This is a genomic window from Paraburkholderia caffeinilytica (assembly GCF_051027425.1).
GTDB classification, from domain to species: domain Bacteria; phylum Pseudomonadota; class Gammaproteobacteria; order Burkholderiales; family Burkholderiaceae; genus Paraburkholderia; species Paraburkholderia caffeinilytica_A.
Window position 1 is genome coordinate 754,687 of sequence record NZ_CP186553.1, and the last position, 16,764, is coordinate 771,450.

General features: G+C 61.1%; 15 protein-coding genes. 8 read left to right on the forward strand and 7 right to left on the reverse strand.

Annotated features, from left to right (window positions below):
• Positions 1-42 precede the first annotated feature (42 nt).
• Positions 43-1,731, reverse strand: coding sequence for a hypothetical protein (locus tag ACOSV0_RS23965; RefSeq protein WP_434114330.1), 1,689 nt, complete (start codon positions 1,729-1,731; stop codon positions 43-45).
• A 561-nt stretch (positions 1,732-2,292) separates the two neighbouring features.
• Here ACOSV0_RS23965 and ACOSV0_RS23970 point away from each other — a divergent pair.
• Together ACOSV0_RS23970 and ACOSV0_RS23975 are read left to right on the forward strand one after the other, a co-directional pair.
• Positions 2,293-2,700, forward strand: coding sequence for an RcnB family protein (locus ACOSV0_RS23970; RefSeq protein WP_434114332.1), 408 nt, complete (start codon positions 2,293-2,295; stop codon positions 2,698-2,700).
• A 379-nt stretch (positions 2,701-3,079) separates the two neighbouring features.
• Positions 3,080-5,005 (forward strand): potassium transporter Kup, encoded by a 1,926-nt coding sequence (locus ACOSV0_RS23975; protein ID WP_434114334.1) that lies wholly within the window; start codon positions 3,080-3,082, stop codon positions 5,003-5,005.
• Between the two features lie 30 nt (positions 5,006-5,035).
• Here ACOSV0_RS23975 and ACOSV0_RS23980 read toward each other — a convergent pair whose 3' ends face one another.
• From ACOSV0_RS23980 to ACOSV0_RS23995, 4 genes are all read right to left on the reverse strand, one after another.
• Complete coding sequence (locus ACOSV0_RS23980; protein ID WP_434114336.1) at positions 5,036-5,419, reverse strand: hypothetical protein; 384 nt, start codon at positions 5,417-5,419, stop codon at positions 5,036-5,038.
• Positions 5,420-5,524: 105 nt separating this feature from the next.
• Complete coding sequence (locus tag ACOSV0_RS23985) at positions 5,525-5,845, reverse strand: pyrimidine/purine nucleoside phosphorylase (RefSeq protein ID WP_408223921.1); 321 nt, start codon at positions 5,843-5,845, stop codon at positions 5,525-5,527.
• Positions 5,846-6,072: 227 nt separating this feature from the next.
• A complete protein-coding gene (locus ACOSV0_RS23990) occupies positions 6,073-6,792 on the reverse strand; it encodes a hypothetical protein (protein WP_434114338.1) in 720 nt (239 codons plus the stop codon).
• A gap of 90 nt (positions 6,793-6,882) precedes the next feature.
• Positions 6,883-8,385, reverse strand: coding sequence for an FAD-dependent oxidoreductase (locus ACOSV0_RS23995; RefSeq protein ID WP_434114340.1), 1,503 nt, complete (start codon positions 8,383-8,385; stop codon positions 6,883-6,885).
• Between the two features lie 42 nt (positions 8,386-8,427).
• Between ACOSV0_RS23995 and ACOSV0_RS24000 the strand changes: the two genes are divergently transcribed.
• On the forward strand, positions 8,428-8,919 hold the full coding sequence (locus ACOSV0_RS24000) for a MarR family winged helix-turn-helix transcriptional regulator (protein ID WP_434114342.1): 492 nt from the start codon (positions 8,428-8,430) through the stop codon (positions 8,917-8,919).
• A 46-nt stretch (positions 8,920-8,965) separates the two neighbouring features.
• On the opposite strand, the gene ACOSV0_RS24005 is transcribed toward ACOSV0_RS24000, so the two are convergent.
• Positions 8,966-9,730, reverse strand: coding sequence for an SDR family oxidoreductase (locus tag ACOSV0_RS24005; RefSeq protein WP_434114344.1), 765 nt, complete (start codon positions 9,728-9,730; stop codon positions 8,966-8,968).
• Between the two features lie 139 nt (positions 9,731-9,869).
• On the opposite strand from ACOSV0_RS24005, the gene ACOSV0_RS24010 reads away from it, so the two are divergent.
• Positions 9,870-10,787 carry a LysR family transcriptional regulator gene (locus ACOSV0_RS24010; protein WP_434114346.1) on the forward strand — a complete coding sequence of 306 codons (918 nt, stop codon included), beginning with the start codon at positions 9,870-9,872 and terminating at the stop codon, positions 10,785-10,787.
• 142 nt (positions 10,788-10,929) lie between these two features.
• On the opposite strand, the gene ACOSV0_RS24015 is transcribed toward ACOSV0_RS24010, so the two are convergent.
• Positions 10,930-11,838 carry a LysR family transcriptional regulator gene (locus ACOSV0_RS24015; protein WP_434116104.1) on the reverse strand — a complete coding sequence of 303 codons (909 nt, stop codon included), beginning with the start codon at positions 11,836-11,838 and terminating at the stop codon, positions 10,930-10,932.
• 193 nt (positions 11,839-12,031) lie between these two features.
• Here ACOSV0_RS24015 and ACOSV0_RS24020 point away from each other — a divergent pair, with 193 nt between their 5' ends.
• The 4 genes from ACOSV0_RS24020 (at position 12,032) to ACOSV0_RS24035 (ending at position 16,740) form a co-directional block, all read left to right on the forward strand.
• A complete protein-coding gene (locus tag ACOSV0_RS24020) occupies positions 12,032-12,778 on the forward strand; it encodes an SDR family oxidoreductase (RefSeq protein ID WP_434114348.1) in 747 nt (248 codons plus the stop codon).
• Between the two features lie 74 nt (positions 12,779-12,852).
• On the forward strand, positions 12,853-13,533 hold the full coding sequence (locus ACOSV0_RS24025; RefSeq protein ID WP_434114350.1) for a (2Fe-2S)-binding protein: 681 nt from the start codon (positions 12,853-12,855) through the stop codon (positions 13,531-13,533).
• Entirely contained in the window at positions 13,526-14,521 is a 996-nt protein-coding gene (locus ACOSV0_RS24030; RefSeq protein WP_434114352.1) for an FAD binding domain-containing protein, read from the forward strand. Before ACOSV0_RS24025 ends, ACOSV0_RS24030 begins: the two co-directional genes overlap by 8 nt.
• Positions 14,518-16,740 carry a xanthine dehydrogenase family protein molybdopterin-binding subunit gene (locus tag ACOSV0_RS24035; protein ID WP_434114353.1) on the forward strand — a complete coding sequence of 741 codons (2,223 nt, stop codon included), beginning with the start codon at positions 14,518-14,520 and terminating at the stop codon, positions 16,738-16,740. Before ACOSV0_RS24030 ends, ACOSV0_RS24035 begins: the two co-directional genes overlap by 4 nt.
• Positions 16,741-16,764: the final 24 nt, after the last annotated feature.

Consider the following 16,764-nt stretch of genomic DNA (forward strand, 5'->3'; position numbering starts at 1 on the left):
GTTGAATGCACTGCGGCGTGGCTTCACCCAGTTGTTAACGCGTCAGAAATGGTGGTCCTGATCGGTGCCCGGTGTGAACGAGACACCGCGCAATACCTCGCCAAATCCTGCGCTTCGCAACGCTACGAATTTCTCACGGGCCGCGCCAGACGCACTCGTATTCGCGAGCAGGTCGCGAATCGCAACCATCTCGTTCGGATCGGCGCCCACATCTCCGTTGCCGCTGACGGTCGACGTGATTGCCCACAGTGTGACTGTGCCGTCATTTTCGACTCGGCCGGTCAGGTTGCGCAGACCATCCGTTGCCGGTGCCCACGGCAGTCCAGTTGCCGTATTGGAGCCGGTCGGATATCCACTCACCGTGTATTGCTGACCCAGGTTCAGACCCGCTTGCAGGGTATAGGCGAGCGTCCACTTTTTCGCACCGGCGTTGTACACCCACTTCTGCAGACCCGCGCCGGTCTGCGCGGCTGCGTGCGTGTACAGATCGGCGCCGCCCGTGTAGCCATCGCCTTCGTCGGCCACATAGAGCGTCGTCGCGTTGGCGAACCAGAGGCCGAATGGGTAGGAGAGCGTGGTCGCGGTCTTGTTGGGTGTCGACGGGAAGCCGGCCAGCACGCACATATTGCTTGGCAGTCCGTTGGTTGTGACCGTAGAAGCGTCGTAAGCAAGCGGCTTGCTGGGCAATGCCGCATTGGCGGCCGGCACACCCGTACCGGACGGGCAGGCTTTTCCGGTGGTATCCACGAAGTACACCGTGTTCACACCGTTGCTGCCACTACCCTTCGTATAGTAGAGGACGTTGTTGAACACCGTCATGCCCCGGAAGTTATCGTCCTTGCCGATCTTGTCCGCTGCACCGCCAAGTTCGGTTACCGAAAAGCTGGCGAGCGGCGTCGGCGTTCCCGGATCCTGCTGTGCCTCATGCTGTTTCGCCGGGTCGACGAATTGCGCGCCAGCGCCGAGCACGACGCCAGCCGGTTGCGGGTTGGCGCCATTACCCGCGTTGCCGGCCGTGTAGAAAAAATCTTCGCCATTGCGGTTATTCAGAATCGCCGAACGTCCGTTGTTTCCGCTATAGGCGTTCGTCTCGGTCATGCGGAAATGCCCATCGCGGTCGACGCGAGCGACTGCCCGATAGTAGTTCTGCCCCACCGGATTAGTGGCATCGACCACGCCTGGCGTGTTCGAATTGGAGACGTCGATCGTATTGACCGGCGCTACATAACCCATAAAGGTCAGGTACTGGCCGTCGAGCGAAAGGTGCAGGCCGAGTTCCGATTTGGAACTGAAGCTGGTGACGAGTTGGTCACGTCGCGGTGTTTTCTGCAAACTGTTGGGTACTTCGAGCGAGCTTACCCATTCGCCTGACGGCGTGATCTGATCGAGAAAGATCCGCGACGTGATGCCGAAGCTGGCGTCATAGCCGTCGTTGTTCCATACGTACGGGTAAGTGCCGTCGCTCGGCGCGCCTGTGGCCGCGCTACAGCCGCCCTTAGTGGCTCCGCAATTCGGCGGTAGGATCGCGCCAACCTGAACGTTGCTTGACTGATTGTCATACACGCTTCGACTTACAACCAGTAAGCCTGGTTCGAAGTGGCTTTCGCCGCGAAACTCGGGCTGCTCGGCATGAGCGTTGAGGGCGGCAGCGCAGAGCACCAGTGCTACCGTGGAAGCCGGTCGGGGGAATGACAGGCGGCGTGTTGCATTGCAGACGGGAGTCGTTTTCATCTGTAGTTTCCGGGGGGAGGTGGAAATTCTTTTCAGACGGACTGGCACGCACAACCCGGTTACCGTAACAACGATTGATGAAAGATTAGTGGCGACGATTTCGGTGCAAACCCGTATTGCAGATCTGCGTCGACAGTCTTATCGCATGGCGCGATCAATTTGCATCCAGTGTGGACTGTGGCTCTCTTTCGTTGAAATCCGGTTCTTCTGCAATCCAGAAGATATCGCCCGGTGACAAAGGAGCGATACACGTTTTCTTCTGGCTGAAAACGTTCAACGATATCCCCAGACCGTCGCGCAGTTGTGTCGTGGCCGGCCGCCTGGCCGTCCGGGATCGGCCGGCCTGGAAAACCGTGTCATGCGACTTGAGATAGTGAAGCAATCGCGCGCGGTTTTGGCGAACAGGTATTCTTATGACATTATTTGCCAGCGCAGACGTTGCGGACGTTGATGAATGAACCACGTCGCATAGCCGTGCAATCAACACGCAGCAGGCGCTTCGCAGCAGATACACTTTCGAACATCACGCCGTTATCAAGCCATTCTCTGGGAGGCAAAGTCATGAAATCGACATTCGTCGCACCGCTGCTGATCATGTCGTTACTCGGCGCGCCGGTTGCCGCTTTTGCGCAGCAACACGACGACAATCACGACAACCACGGCAACGGCCAGCCTTCGCACGGCAGACCGAATCCGGGACACGGCGATCAGCGTGGATATGGCCGCGGGCCTGGGCCGCGTGATGCGTCTTTGGGCGGTCCGGGCGGTCCTGTTCCGCACAACGATTGGCACAAGGGTGAGCGGCTGCCGACTGAATACCGCGATCGTAACTACGTGGTCGACAACTGGCACGAGCACGGCCTGCAAGCGCCGCCGCGCGGGTATCAGTGGGTCGGTGTGAACGGGGACTATGTGCTCGCAGCGATCGCAACGGGTGTTATTGCAAACGTTCTGCTGGCGGGGCATTAAGTAACCGGAGCGGGATCGATCGATTTAACGATCTTTCATTCCATGAATTGTGAGCGGGGTGGTCCGTCATCGTCATGACGGGCCACCCCGCTTCTGCTTTATGAGTGGGGTTACACGCTATAGCGACGGTCTCAGTGCCAGGTAGACGCCAGCTATTCCCCAAAGACAGATGCGAGCTTACCGCGGCGAAAGGTTCATGTAACAAAGATCGCGCATCGCATGCTGCCGGACATGATGCCCAATTCCTTCTATACGCCCTGGCCAATGGTGTATTTTGAATGAGTGGCACGCTGTCTTTCAGATAAAAGTATCAAGCCGTTCCGCACGCAACTGCCTCCCCCGTGTGTTGCACTGCGAGAGCGCGAAACTGGAGCGAGACATGAGCCAGTCAGTATCCGCCGAGCCCGATGCGGGGCATTCCGGCGGGCGTGGGCACCACCGTCCGGCGATGCCCGCACTCGCACTTGCTGCCCTCGGCGTCGTGTATGGCGACATCGGCACCAGCCCCTTGTATACGCTGCAGACCGTGTTCGATTCGGGCAATGGCCTGTCGCTCAATGCGCTGAATGTGGTCGGCATTGTGTCGCTGATCGTGTGGTCGCTGATTGTTGTCGTCTCGCTCAAGTACGTCACGCTGATTCTCCGCGCGAATAATCATGGCGAGGGCGGCATCATGGCATTGCTGGCGCTGGCCGCGTCGTCGGTCGCCACGCGGCCGCGATTGCGCCATACGCTGCTGGCCGTCGGCATCATGGGGGCGGCGCTTTTCTATGGCGACAGTGTGATTACGCCGGCAATCTCGGTGTTGAGCGCGGTCGAAGGTCTGGAGGTCGCGGCGCCGTTTCTCAAGAGTTGTGTCATTCCCGTGACGCTGGTTGCGCTGATCACTTTATTCCTGATGCAGAAGCGTGGCACGTCCGGTATCGGCATTGTGTTCGGACCCGTGATGGTGCTCTGGTTCATCGTGCTTGCCGTGGTGGGCGTCGTCAACGTGATGCAGGCACCCGCGATTCTGGTTGCACTCAATCCGCTCACGGGGCTGGCATTTTGCCTCCATCACCGCTTGCTGGCGTTCGTTGCGCTGGGCGCGGTCGTTTTGTCGTTGACCGGCGCGGAAGCGCTATACGCCGACATGGGACATTTCGGCGCGAGGCCGATCCGGCTGACGTGGTTCGGCCTGGTGTTTCCCGCGCTCGCGCTGAACTATCTGGGGCAGGGCGCCTTGCTGCTTGCCGATCCGGGCGCGCTACAGAATCCGTTCTACAAGCTGTTCCCGCAATGGGCGCTGTTTCCGATGATCGTGCTGTCGACGGTCGCGACCGTCATCGCGTCCCAGGCCGTTATCTCAGGCACGTATTCGATGACCAAGCAGGCGATGCAACTCGGCTTTCTGCCGCGCATGAACGTCGTCTACACATCGGAAAGGGAAATGGGGCAAATCTACGTGCCGGGGATCAACTGGACGTTACTGGCTGCCGTGGTGGCCGCTGTGCTCGGCTTCGGTTCATCCACGGCACTGGGCTCCGCGTACGGTATCGCCGTCACGGGCACGATGCTGATCACGACGATTCTGACGTTCTTTGTCATTCGTTACGCGTGGCATTACAACTGGCTGCTCTGTGTCTTTGCGACCGTATTCTTTTTCGTCATCGATGCGGCGTTCTTCTCCGCGAATTTGCTGAAGATCATGCAGGGCGGCTGGTTCCCGCTTCTGGTCGGGTTGATCATTTACACGATCATGGCGACCTGGGGCCGAGGCTGGGAGATGATGCGGGCCGAGGCGCGCGTGAGAGCCGGGACGATGCCGCTCAAATCCTATCTGACGACGCTGCTGGCCCGTTCGCCGACCAGAGTTGGCGGCACGGCAATCTTTCTGTCGCCCGATGTTGACGGCGTGCCGCATTCGTTGATCAACAATCTGATGCACAACCGCGTGCTGCACAAACGCGTTGTTTTCGTGACGGTGAATAACGAGGAGATACCGTGGGTTCCCGCGAGTCAGCGCGTGAGCGTGCACTCGCTGGATTCGGGCTGCTACCAGATCACGATCACGTATGGTTTCATGGACGTCGTCGATCTGCCCCGCGCGCTAAAAATTTGCGAGGCGTATGGCCTGACGTTCGAACCTGCGGAGACGTCCTATTTTCTCAGCCGTGCGACCTTGGTGCCCACGCGTGATAGCGGCATGGCGATGTGGCGCGAGCGTTTGTTCTCGGTGATGCTGCACAACGTCGGCAACGTCGCGGCTTATCTCAAGCTACCCGCCAATCGGGTCATCGAACTGGGCGCGCGTGTGGAAATCTGACCGCGCAAGATGGCGGTGGGCAACGGTACTTTATGTCTTCGGCAAGGTGGATTTGCCGCCGCGTTTGCGCGGCTTCGGCTCGACGCCCACGCGTGAGTCGCGCGCGAGCACGAGTGCCGTCATTCGCTCCACGACGGTTTCGAATGCCGGATCCTCTTGCGGGACATAAAGCCATTTTCCAAGCACCGGATGCGGCCGCAAGGCGGGCATTTCATCGATGAGCGCGGCGTGGCGCTCCTGCGACGTGCACACCAGCAAACCATTCCACGGCTTGTCGCGATCGGCGGCGACCAGACACAACAGGCCGTCGATGTAGGCGGCATCGCAGCCGAACATCCGTTTCTGGATGAAGGTCGAATCGCGCTCGAATGCATCGAAGATCCAGACGAGCGAGTTGCGGATGGAAGAGGGCATTGACGTGAAGTCCCTGGCGACAAAGACGCAGATAAGCTTACACGCCTGTGCCGCTGCACGCGCTCGAAATCGCGTGCATTGCCGGGCACGGTGTGCCCGTCCGTTTTACAGATAGCTGCAGATGTAGTCGAGCGTTTCGATCACGTCGATATCGAAGCGGCTCTTGCCGGGCACGGAGAACGACTCTCCCGCGCCATACGTTTTCCACTCGTCACTGCCTTCGAGGCGGATGCGGCATTGGCCGGCTTGCACTTCCATGAGTTCCGGCGCGTCGGTGCCGAAGTTGAGCGCGCCGGGCAGGATCACGCCCAGCGTCTTGCGCGAGCCGTCGCCGAAGAGAACGGTGTGCGAGACACACTTGCCGTCGAAGTAGACGTTAGCGCGTGTGATAACGGAAACCTGATCGAATTGCGTTGTGGCCGTCATGGCGGTCTTCCTTTGGGTTGTCGTGAATGGATACGTTTGGCGCCGCCTAGGCAGCGGGCGGGGCGCGGTCTGCGATCCGCTCGCGCGGGCTTTCGCTGGGCGCAAACCTGTAATCATACAGGCGGCGGGTGGTGCCAGTCAGTGGGCGCTGGTTACATGTGCTTATTGCGCTGAACACGGGCGTGTCACCTCTCAAGGCAACACCACGGCGTGCATTTGATGATCGATTAATCGACCCGGCGCCAACGGCCCGAATCCGGACACACGGTGATCGGTTCGCCGTTCAGGCAGACTTGCTCTGTCTCTGTATCGGGTTGCAACGAGGTCGAAGGGGCGACGTCGAAGGAAACCTTCAGTGCTTGGGCGACATAGGCATCTTCAATGGGAAGCTCCCAGGTCAGGAATATCTGCACCCAATCCTGGTCCGGCGTGAAGTCGGCCACATTAAAACCGCTGCTGCCGCGCTGAATGACGCCATGAGGCTGGCCGGTATCGAAGATCACCGCCGTCCCGCGAGTCAGCGGAATGCGATGACCCAAAGCGGGGAAATGCAAGTCCAGCCCCCGATCCTCGCTCATGAAGAGATTGCAGAAGGCCGCACCGCCATATTGCGCGCCGTCATGGTGGTACCGCGCGCCGCGGCAGGCCATGAGAGCGACGTCGCTGGCGGCAAGCACTTCGGGAAGTCCAAGCGCGCCAGTCCAATCGGACATGGCCTGCACGCAGCGCGAGTAGTCCGGCCAACGTGCCCGCGCTCGCGGCAAAGGCATGGGTTCAACGTCACCGGGTTCCAGGATCATGCGCGACGCGATTTCCCTTTCCCAATCGGCAAGCAGACGTACGGGTGGCACGGGCACGTCGACGGTACCGGATAGCACGATGTTGCTGACGCGCCGGCTGCGGATAGCGTCGCCGCTCCAGAAATGGGAGGTCAGCAGGTCTGACATTTGTTGCTGTCGAGGGGACGATTCATGCGGACTATTGTAACGATTCCAATGGATCGCCCCGGCGCGAAGCGCGCCACCTGCGGCCATGCTTTAAGCCAGGCCCACCATCCGGAAGTAATTCTCCAGCGACGTGATCTGCTCAGTCGCGACGATCGCACCGACATAGCCGTCGGGACGCACGAGCACCCAATCGCCGGACTTCAGCGCGTAGGCGTCGCGGAAATGACCACCCTCGTCAATGACATCGCCGCGTGCACCAAAGGTATGGATGTGCAGGTCTGCTCGTGGCGCTACGCGATCGCGTTCGACATCGTAGCCGAGCAGCGTCCAGTGCGTGCCCGCGAACAACTCGAAGAGACGCGCTGACTGGCCGGCTGCGCGACGAATCGGAGCATCAGGCGCACGGTCGCCCGCGAGCAAACCGGCAGAGCGTTCAGGACGCTCCATGGCGAGTGAGGACTCGGGATAGCCGATGTCGAGTTGCTGAACTTCGCGGCCGCGCCGGAGTTCGCCGCGCTTCATGGCGTCGAGAAGCTTGGTGGAAAGGCCGAGTATGCCGGCCGCGACGGGGCGGCGTTCTTCCTCGTAGCTATCAAGAAGTTCATCAGGGGCACCGGCGATCGCCGCTGCCAGCTTCCAGCCGAGGTTGTATGCATCCTGGACGCTGGTGTTGAGGCCCTGGCCACCGGTTGGCGGATGAATATGCGCGGCGTCCCCAACGAGAAACACGCGACCGTCACGGTAGCGATCGGCGAGGCGTGCGTTCATGTTGTAGGCGGATGCCCAGGATACCGAGTGAACGTGGATATCGTCGCGACCGGTGCGTTCGGCCACCATGGTCGCGAGGCCCGCAGCGGAGAGGTCGACGTCGCCTTCCAGTGGAAGGGGCGCCTGCAATTGGAAAAGTTCGATTCCCGCGAGCGGGCATAGCGCGAGTTGCTGCTTCATCGAACCTTCGTTGAAGCGATGCCAGGCGTCGCGTTCCAGTCCAGTCAGGGAGATGTCGGCAACGATGGCACGCACGCCAAGTGTCTTGCCTGGAAAGCCGATGTCGAGCGTCGCGCGCACAAAGCTGCGACCGCCGTCAGCGCCGACCAGATAGCGGGCATGAACGATCTGTTCTTCTGTCTGTGCCTGCGTGGCAATTCGCGCCGCTACGCCGTCCTTGTCCTGTTCGATGCCAACGAGCTCGCATCCATACTCCACCTCATGGCCGAGCTCGGCGAGACGCTCGCGCATGACCGACTCGGTTAGAAACTGAGGAACGAGCAGCGGTGAGCAATAGGGTTCAGCCGGCGTGGGTAATGCATGCTCGATGACGTCTGACTCGGCGTAGCTGCCGTCCTCGCGATATTCGCGTTGCGGCGGATACATGCCCCCGGCCGCGACCACGCGATCGATGATGCCGATATCCTCGAAGACCTCCTGCGTTCGCGGCTGAATGCCTTTGCCGCGCGAGCCCTGGAATGGTCCGTCCATCTTTTCCAGCAGACGGAACGACACGCCTCGCCGCGCCAGCTCGATGGCAAGGGTCAGGCCGGCGGCACCCGCGCCGCAAATCATTACGTCTACAGCCGGATTTTTCGCCATCATCTACCTCAATATGTGTAATATGCACGCAATAGGAGAGAGAATATGCCTTCCAGAAAAAATGTGCAAGATACACGGATATCCGAGCGTATTCGGGAATTGCATCTGGCGTTGATCAGCATCGTCAGCGTGATGAACCGTCCCGAGCTTGACGAAAAAATGGTTCGGGAAGCGGGTATTTCGCTCGATCGCGCCTTGTTCCCGCTGCTGGTTATGGTTGAGCGACTGGGACCGATTGGCGTGGTCGATCTCGCCGGCAGGGTGGGGCGTGATCACACCACCGTCAGCCGTCAGGTGGCGAAGCTCGAGAGCCACGGGTTGATCGAGCGGCGAGCTGGCAGTGAGGATGGTCGCGTTCGGCAGGCCGCCATTACGCCTAAAGGCAAAGCGATGACTGATGCGGTGGATGCAGCACGCGACCGGCTAGGCCGCGCGTTGTTCACCCGGTGGGATCAGAAAGAAATCGATGACCTCGTGCGTCTGCTGCAGCGGTTCGCCGAGGACATCGAGGAGCAGGCTTCCGGGGCCGGGACGTGATTCGGACGTTGATTGGGATTCCTCGTCATTCGCGGCGCGCTTGCATTTACGTGCGTGTGATCGATGCGCCGCCATCGACTAACGAAGCGGTACCGGTCACGAAAGACGAGTCGTCGGACGCCAGATAAAGCACCGAACGGGCGAGTTCTTCCGGCCGTGCGACCCGCTTGAGCGCATGCAGTCCGGTCACGAAAGTTTGCGACTCGGCGGTGTCGTTCATATCACGGTACATCGGCGTGTCCACGGCGCCGGGCAGAACGGCGTTGACGCGCACGCCTTGCGGCCCATACTCGGCCGCGAGCGCTTGCGTCAAACCAATCAGTCCGGCCTTGCTCGCTGCGTATGCCGCGGTGCCCGGGAAAGCGAACGAGTAACCGACGAACGTCGACGTGAAGATGATCGATCCACCGCCTTGCTTCAGCATCTCGGGGATCTGATGCTTCGCGCCCAAAAAAGCGCTCGTCAGATTGGTCGCCAATGCAGCCGACCAGCCGGCCTCCGACACACCCGTGCTCGGGCCCATTTCGCCCAGGGTACCGGCATTGTTATAAGCGATGTCGAGACGGCCAAAGCGGCTGACGGCGAGCGCGACCAGCGCTTTCGCAAAGTCCTCCGACTGCACGTCGCCCGCCAGAAAGGCGACCTCACCCCCTTCGCTGACGATCTCGGCAGCGAGCGTTTCAAGTTCAGCTTCGCGGCGCGCCGCGATCACGACTTTTGCGCCTTCCGCGGCGAACAGTTTTGCGGTGGCGCGGCCAATTCCTGCGCTGGCGCCGGTCACGATAGCGACTTTTCCAGTCAAGCGTTCCATGTTCAATCTCCTGCTGCAGTGTGTTGACCAGTGCCCGATGCCTTGGTCCATGTGACGCAATATAGGCTTCAGGTATGAATGCAGGAAGGCATAAAACATGGGTATATCATTCAGCATTTGTGAATGATCGGGGATGCCCATGGACCGCTTGCGCGCTTATGAAGTCTTCGTGACCGTGGTGAGCCGTGGCAGCTTTACGCGTGCCGCCGATGCGCTCGAAACGTCGCCGGCCAATGTGACCCGCTATGTGAGTGAGCTGGAAGCGCATCTCGGCACCCGTCTGCTGAATCGCACTTCGCGCAAGCTGTCGCTCACCGAGGGCGGCGAGACGCTTTATGCGCGCTGCAAATCGATCCTCGACGACGTCGCCGAGACCGAGGGGCTGGTTTCATCCGCGTCGGTCGAGCCGCGCGGACGGCTGCGCATCAATGCACCGGTTAGCTTCGGCATTCAGCATCTGGCGCCGCTGTGGCCCGAGTTCATGCGGAAGTACCCCGGTGTCGAACTCGACGTTGCGCTGATTGATCGTGTTGTCGATATCGTCGAGGAAGGCTATGACCTCGCCATTCGCATCTCAAGTGCCGGTTCGACCAGCCACGCGGCCCGCAAACTGGCGACGTCGCGAAACATTCTGTGTGCGTCGCCGGACTATCTGGTGCGTTGCGGATATCCGGTGACGACAGCGGATCTGTTTGAGCACCAATGCATCGGCTACTCGTACGCCGCCACGGGCGATGAATGGCAATTGATGGACAGTGAGAACACGCCTCATAGCGTGAAGGTCAACTGCCACATGCATACCAACAACGGCGATACGGCACGCGCCGCGGCGCTCGCAGGGCAAGGCGTGATCTGGCAACCCACGTTTCTGATCGGCGGCGACTTACGCGCCGGCACGCTCGTCCAGGTATTGCCTGACTATCACTTGCCTGACATCGACGTGCTGGCGTTGTATCCGAGCCGTCGGCATCTGAGTGCCAAGATACGCACGATGATCGATTTTCTCGCCGATGCGTTCGGCGGCGTGCCGCCTTGGGATCGACCCACGCTTTCGTAGGCGGACCTCCGTGTTCGGCGGTGTACCGCCTTGGAATCGGCCCACGCTTTCGTAAACAGACCTGCATGTCGCGTTTGCTCGCGGCAACGCTGGAAACCGGCGGCGCGCATGCGTTCAGCCACGGACCTCCACACGCATTTCGTCAATCACTCTGCGCGTTCGCCCAATCACGTACAGCTTGCGAAAACAAGCTTAGCGCGGCCGGCGGATGACGATTGGCGGGGTAGTAAAGACAGAGGCCCGGCAAGGCGGGACTCCACTCGGGGAGCAAGCGTACCAGGCGGCCCGCAGCCAGATGTTCCGTGACGTGATAATCCGGAACCCAGGCGATGCCGATTCCCGCGAGCGCTGCATCGACCATCAAGTTTGTGTTGCCGAGCGTCATCGGGCCATTGACGTCGACGCTGGCGCTGCTGCCGTGGTGCTCAAGCTCCCAGCGGTAGAGCGCGCCGCTGAGGAAACGGAAGCGGATGCATCGATGATTGTTCAGATCCTGAGGGGTTCGAGGCAACTCGCGGCCGGATAGATACTCAGGCGATGCAACTGCGGCGAACCGGAGGTCAGGGCCGAACTTCACGGCGACCATGTCGCGTGGAATGTCTTCAAGAATGCGGATGCCCGCGTCGAAACCGTCGGCGACGATATCGACGAGCCGCGTGTCCACGACGATTTCAACGTGGATATCGGGGTATCTGGCCAGAAATGCCGGGAGAACGTGACGAATCAATGGCCGGGCGCCCGCTTCGGCTGCGCTGATTCTTATCGACCCGGACGGACGATCGCCAACTGACGCGACCTCGTTGATACCGTCCTGCAAGTCGGTAAGCGCAGGGCCGACGCGCCGCAAGAGATGCTCGCCGGCGGCGGTTAAGGCCACGGACCGCGTGGTGCGATTGAATAGCCGCACGTTGAGGTTTTCCTCGAGACTTCTGATCGCGTGACTCAGCGCAGGCGGTGAGACGCCGAGCTGACGCGCAGCCGCGCGAAAACTCCGGTGCTCGGCAATGGCAAGAAACGCAGTCAGTTCGGATAAGCCCGCGCGAAGTTGCATAGGTGAATTCTCCTTAACAGCCCGTGAAATTCTAAGCATATTGTTAAGTTGAATGCAACTTACTAACATGTAATTTGCTCGGCGCCGGTCAATTTCTATGAGCTTGCCGGCGAACTCGAATTCATGAACCTCGCGGTTGCGCCAGTCATGGCTGAAAAGCGGCGCGCCGTGGGGTTTCACGCGGAGAAGGTGAATGGAAGCGAACATTGAAGGCAAGGTCGTGGTGATCACGGGCGCAAGCAGCGGACTGGGCGAGGCAACCGCCCGGCATCTGAGCTTGCTGGGTGCGAAGGTCGTGTTGGGCGCGCGTCGCGTCGACCGGATTCAGGCGCTTGCGGACGATCTGGTCAGCAAGGGCGGCCAGGCAATTGCGCTCGCTACCGACGTCACCCGTCACGAAGACGTCAAGGCGCTCGTCGACGCGGCAGTGCAGGCGTTTGGGCGCATCGACGTCATGATCAACAACGCCGGGTTGATGCCGCACTCGCCGCTCGAGCGTCTGAAAATCGACGACTGGAACCAGACGATCGACGTCAACATCAAGGGCGTGCTGTACGGCATCGCCGCCGCGTTGCCGTACATGAAGCAGCAGAAAAGCGGCCAGATTATCAACGTGTCGTCGGTGGCCGGCAGAACCGTACGGCCAGGCAGCGCCGTCTATGCCGCGACCAAAAGCGCCGTTCTGATGTTGTCCGAAGGGCTGCGTCAGGAAGTGAAGCCCTACGACATCCGCACGACCGTGATCTCACCCGGTGCGGTAGCCACGGAACTGCCGAACAGCGTGACCGAGCCCGACGTAGCAGGTCAGATCCAGAAGTTCTACGAGCACTTTGCGATCCCTGCCGAGTCGTTCGCGCGCGCCGTTGCATTCGCGATCAGCCAGCCGCCGGAAGTCGATGTGAACGAAATCCTGTTCCGGCCTACGCGTCAGGAAGGGTAAGCCTGGGCAATCCGCGCCGTCGCGCATTCAGATCCGTTCCAGGTTGTCTCGCAGTGAAATGCAAGGAGCTAACGATGTCAGACACCGTTCCAGAAAAAAACGGCGACCACGGAATGGACGGACCGGGCGATGACCCTCACCGCCCAGCGCGCCGCAACTTCTTGAAGATCGGTGTGGTCGGCGCGACAGCGACGTCGTGGCTGAACCAGGCCGGCGCTGCCACACGCGCCGCGCCTGAACCGGTCGTAGATCCGACGACAACGGCTGAGGGCGAGTACCGCGTTCAGTTGAACGTCAACGGCCAGATGCATACGCTCAACGTGCCGGCCAATGCGATTCTGCTGGATGTGGTGCGCGACCGCCTGCAACTGACGGGCACCAAGAAGGGTTGCGATCACGGCCAATGCGGCGCGTGCACGGTGCACGTCAATGGGAAGTCGGTCAACTCGTGCCTCTCGGTCGCCATACAGCACGAAGGCGATCGCATTACCACCATCGAAGGGCTGGAGCGCAGCGGCGAGCTTCATCCGATTCAGGAGGCCTTCTGGGAGCACGACGCCTACCAGTGCGGCTACTGTACGTCCGGGCAGATGATGAGCGCGGTCGCGATCCTGCGCGATCCCCATATCCCGTCCGACGACGCCAGCGTGCGCGAGGCGATGAGCGGCAACATCTGCCGCTGCGCCGCCTATAAGAACATCCTTGCGGCAATCCAGTCGGCACGCGGCAAGATGAAGGCGCTGCCCGATGCGTAACTTCGACTATGCTCGCGCCGTCTCGCCGGCCGAGGCCGTTCGTCAGCACGCGCACGGCAGCCAGCCTTTCTATCTTGCCGGCGGCACGACGTTGCTCGATCTCGTCAAGCTCGACGTGATGCGGCCGGACCAGCTCGTCGACATCAACCGGCTCGCGCTGAAGCAGATCGAGCCGCTGCCTGATGGCCGCTTGCGGATCGGTGCGCTGGTGACCAACACCGATCTCGCGCACCATTCGCTCGTGCGTGCCCGCTATCCGGTGCTCTCCCAGGCGCTGCTCGCCGGAGCTTCGACGCAACTGCGCAACAAGGCGACGACGGGCGGGAACGTGATGCAGCGCGTGCGGTGCAACTACTTCCGCGACGGCATTTCGCCCTGCAACAAGCGCGAACCGGGCTCGGGTTGCGCGGCAATCGGCGGCCATAACCGAAGCGTTCATGCCGTGCTCGGCACAAGCGAACACTGCATTGCAACGCATCCGTCGGATATGTGTGTGGCGATGCGGGCGATCGGCGCGCGTGTCGCCGTGGAAGGCCCACACGGGCCGCGTGAAATCGACTTTGCCGACTTCCATCTTTTGCCGGGCGATACGCCTTGGAAAGAGCATGCGCTGCAGGCGAACGAGCTGATTACTCACATCACGCTCGATGCACCTCTCGCGGGCAGCTGTTCGGGTTATCTCAAGCTGCGCGACCGCGCCTCCTATCAGTTCGCCCTGGCGTCGAGCGCGGTGATTGTCGTCATGGACGGACAGCGCATTCGTGAAGCGCGTATCGCGATGGGCGGCGTGGGTACTCGTCCATGGCGGGCGCGTGAGGCCGAAGCGTCGCTTGCGGGACAAACCGCCTCGATGGATGTCTTCGCTCATGCTGCGAGCATTGCACTTCAGGACGCGCATCCGTACGCCCACAACGCCTACAAGGTGCAACTCGGGCAGCAGGCCATTGTCCGCAATCTTCGCGATCTCACCTCTCAGGAGCGTTCATGAGCGACCGGATCATCGGCACCTCGCATCGGCGCGTGGACGGCCGCCTCAAGGTGAGCGGCCGCGCGCGCTACGCCGCCGACCATTCGCTCAGCGGCATGCTGTATGCGTATGGCGTCTATAGCACGATTGCCAGCGGAACGATCCGGTCGATCAGGGACGACGACGCGCGCAGCATGCCAGGTGTCGTCACGGTGCTGCATCACGGCAATTTCCCGAAGTTGCATCGAACGCCTGGTACACCGATGAATTTTGCGGAGATCCTGTCGTCAGCCATGGTGGACGAACACCGTTTGCCATTCGAGGACGACCAGGTCCACTATCCCGGGCAGTTCGTGGCGCTGGTCGTGGCCGACACATTCGAGCATGCGCGCGCTGCGGCTCATCAGGTGAAGGTGAACTACGCCGCGCGCGAGCCGGTGAAGAGCCTTGCGCAAGCGCTTGAGCTCCACGGTTCGCAAAAAGGCACACGCGGGCATTCGCGCGGCAACGCCGAGGCAGGTTTTAGCGGAGGCGTACACAGGATTGACGTGACCTATACGACGCCGGTCGAAACGCACAATCCGATGGAGATGCATGCCACGACTGCTTACTGGCAGTCGGGACGGTTGATCGTCTACGAGTCCAGCCAAGGCGTGCTTAACCATCGCAACGTGCTCGCGAATGTATTCGACTTGACCGCCGACCAGGTGGAAGTGCGCGCGCCGTTCATCGGCTCGGGGTTCGGCAGCAAACTGTGGCCGTGGCCGCATTCGATCGCCGCTTGCGCAGCCGCTCGCGTAACAGCCAGACCGGTGCAACTGGTCGTCCCCAGGGCGCAGATGTTCACCACGGTCGGCCATCGACCCGAAACGCTTCAGCGCGTGCGTCTCGCGACGGATGACGCCGGTAAGCTGGTGGCTATCGCTCACGAGTCGTATAACAGCACCTCCACGCTGGACCCGTACACCGAGGCGTGTGGCGGCATGACGAAGAGCCTGTACTCATGCCCGAACGTGCTGGTGAGCCATAACAACAGTGCCGTCAATCGCGGCACGCCCACGTCGATGCGCGCACCGGGCGCAGCGCCCGGCCTGTTCGCGCTGGAGTCGGCGATTGACGAAATGGCGCTCGCCATCGGCATGGATCCGCTGGCCTTCCGTCAACTCAATCTGTCCGACAAGGACGAGAGCAGCGGCCTGCCCTGGTCCAGTAACCATTTACCCGAAGCGATAACGCAAGCCGCCGAGCGTTTCGGCTGGCATCAACGCAACCCGATTGTCGGCTCGATGCGAGAGGGCGACGAGATCATCGGCTATGGGATGGGCGCGTGCAATTGGGAGGCCTTCAGAGTCGCGACCGAGGCACGCGTGACGTTGCGCGTCGACGGAACCGCGCTCGCGCAGTGCGGGTTGCAAGACATTGGGACAGGCACCTATACGATCGTCGCCCAAACCGTCAGCGAGCTGACTGGTTTGCCGCTCGATAAAGTCGAAGTGGAGTTAGGCAGTTCCGCGTTTCCTGCCGGACCTGTGTCGGGCGGTTCGTGGGCAACCGCGAGCGCCATGTCCGCGATCGCCGGGGCCACGCGTGAAGCGCTGAAACGTCTCAAGCAATACGCCGTAGCGCCGACCGGACCGTTCGCCGGTGTGAATGCGGATTCGCTTACCGTCGCCGACGGGTCGCTGGGATCGGACACCAGGCGGGTCACGTTCGCCGACATTTTGAACGGCCAGCGCCTGGCTCGGGCAGAAGGGTTCTTTCATAGCGAAGGCGCCGACATGACGAAATATTCGTTTCGATCGTTCGGTGTGCACTTCGTCGAAGTTCGCTGGGACCCGGGCATTTCGCGACTGAGGGTGGCACGCGTGGTGAGTGCCATCGACGTCGGCAAAGTGATCAATCCGCTCGCGGCGCGTAATCAGGTCGAAGGCGGGATTGTTATGGGTATCGGGATGGCGCTGTTCGAAGCCGCGGAATTCGACGCGCGCAATGGTTTGCCCGTGAATAACAACTACGCCGAGTACATGGTGCCGGTGCACGCGGACCAACCGGAGATCGACATCATTCTGCTCGATTATCCCGACTACAAGCTCGGCGAGTTTGGTGCGAGAGGCATTGGGGAGATCGGCGTTACGGGGCTGGCCGCAGCGGTGGCGAACGCTGTCCACCATGCCACCGGCAAGCGAATCCGTGACCTTCCTATCACGTTGGACAAGTTGATGGACCCCGTGCAGGTGTAACGCTGGGTGGACAGAATGCCGGGA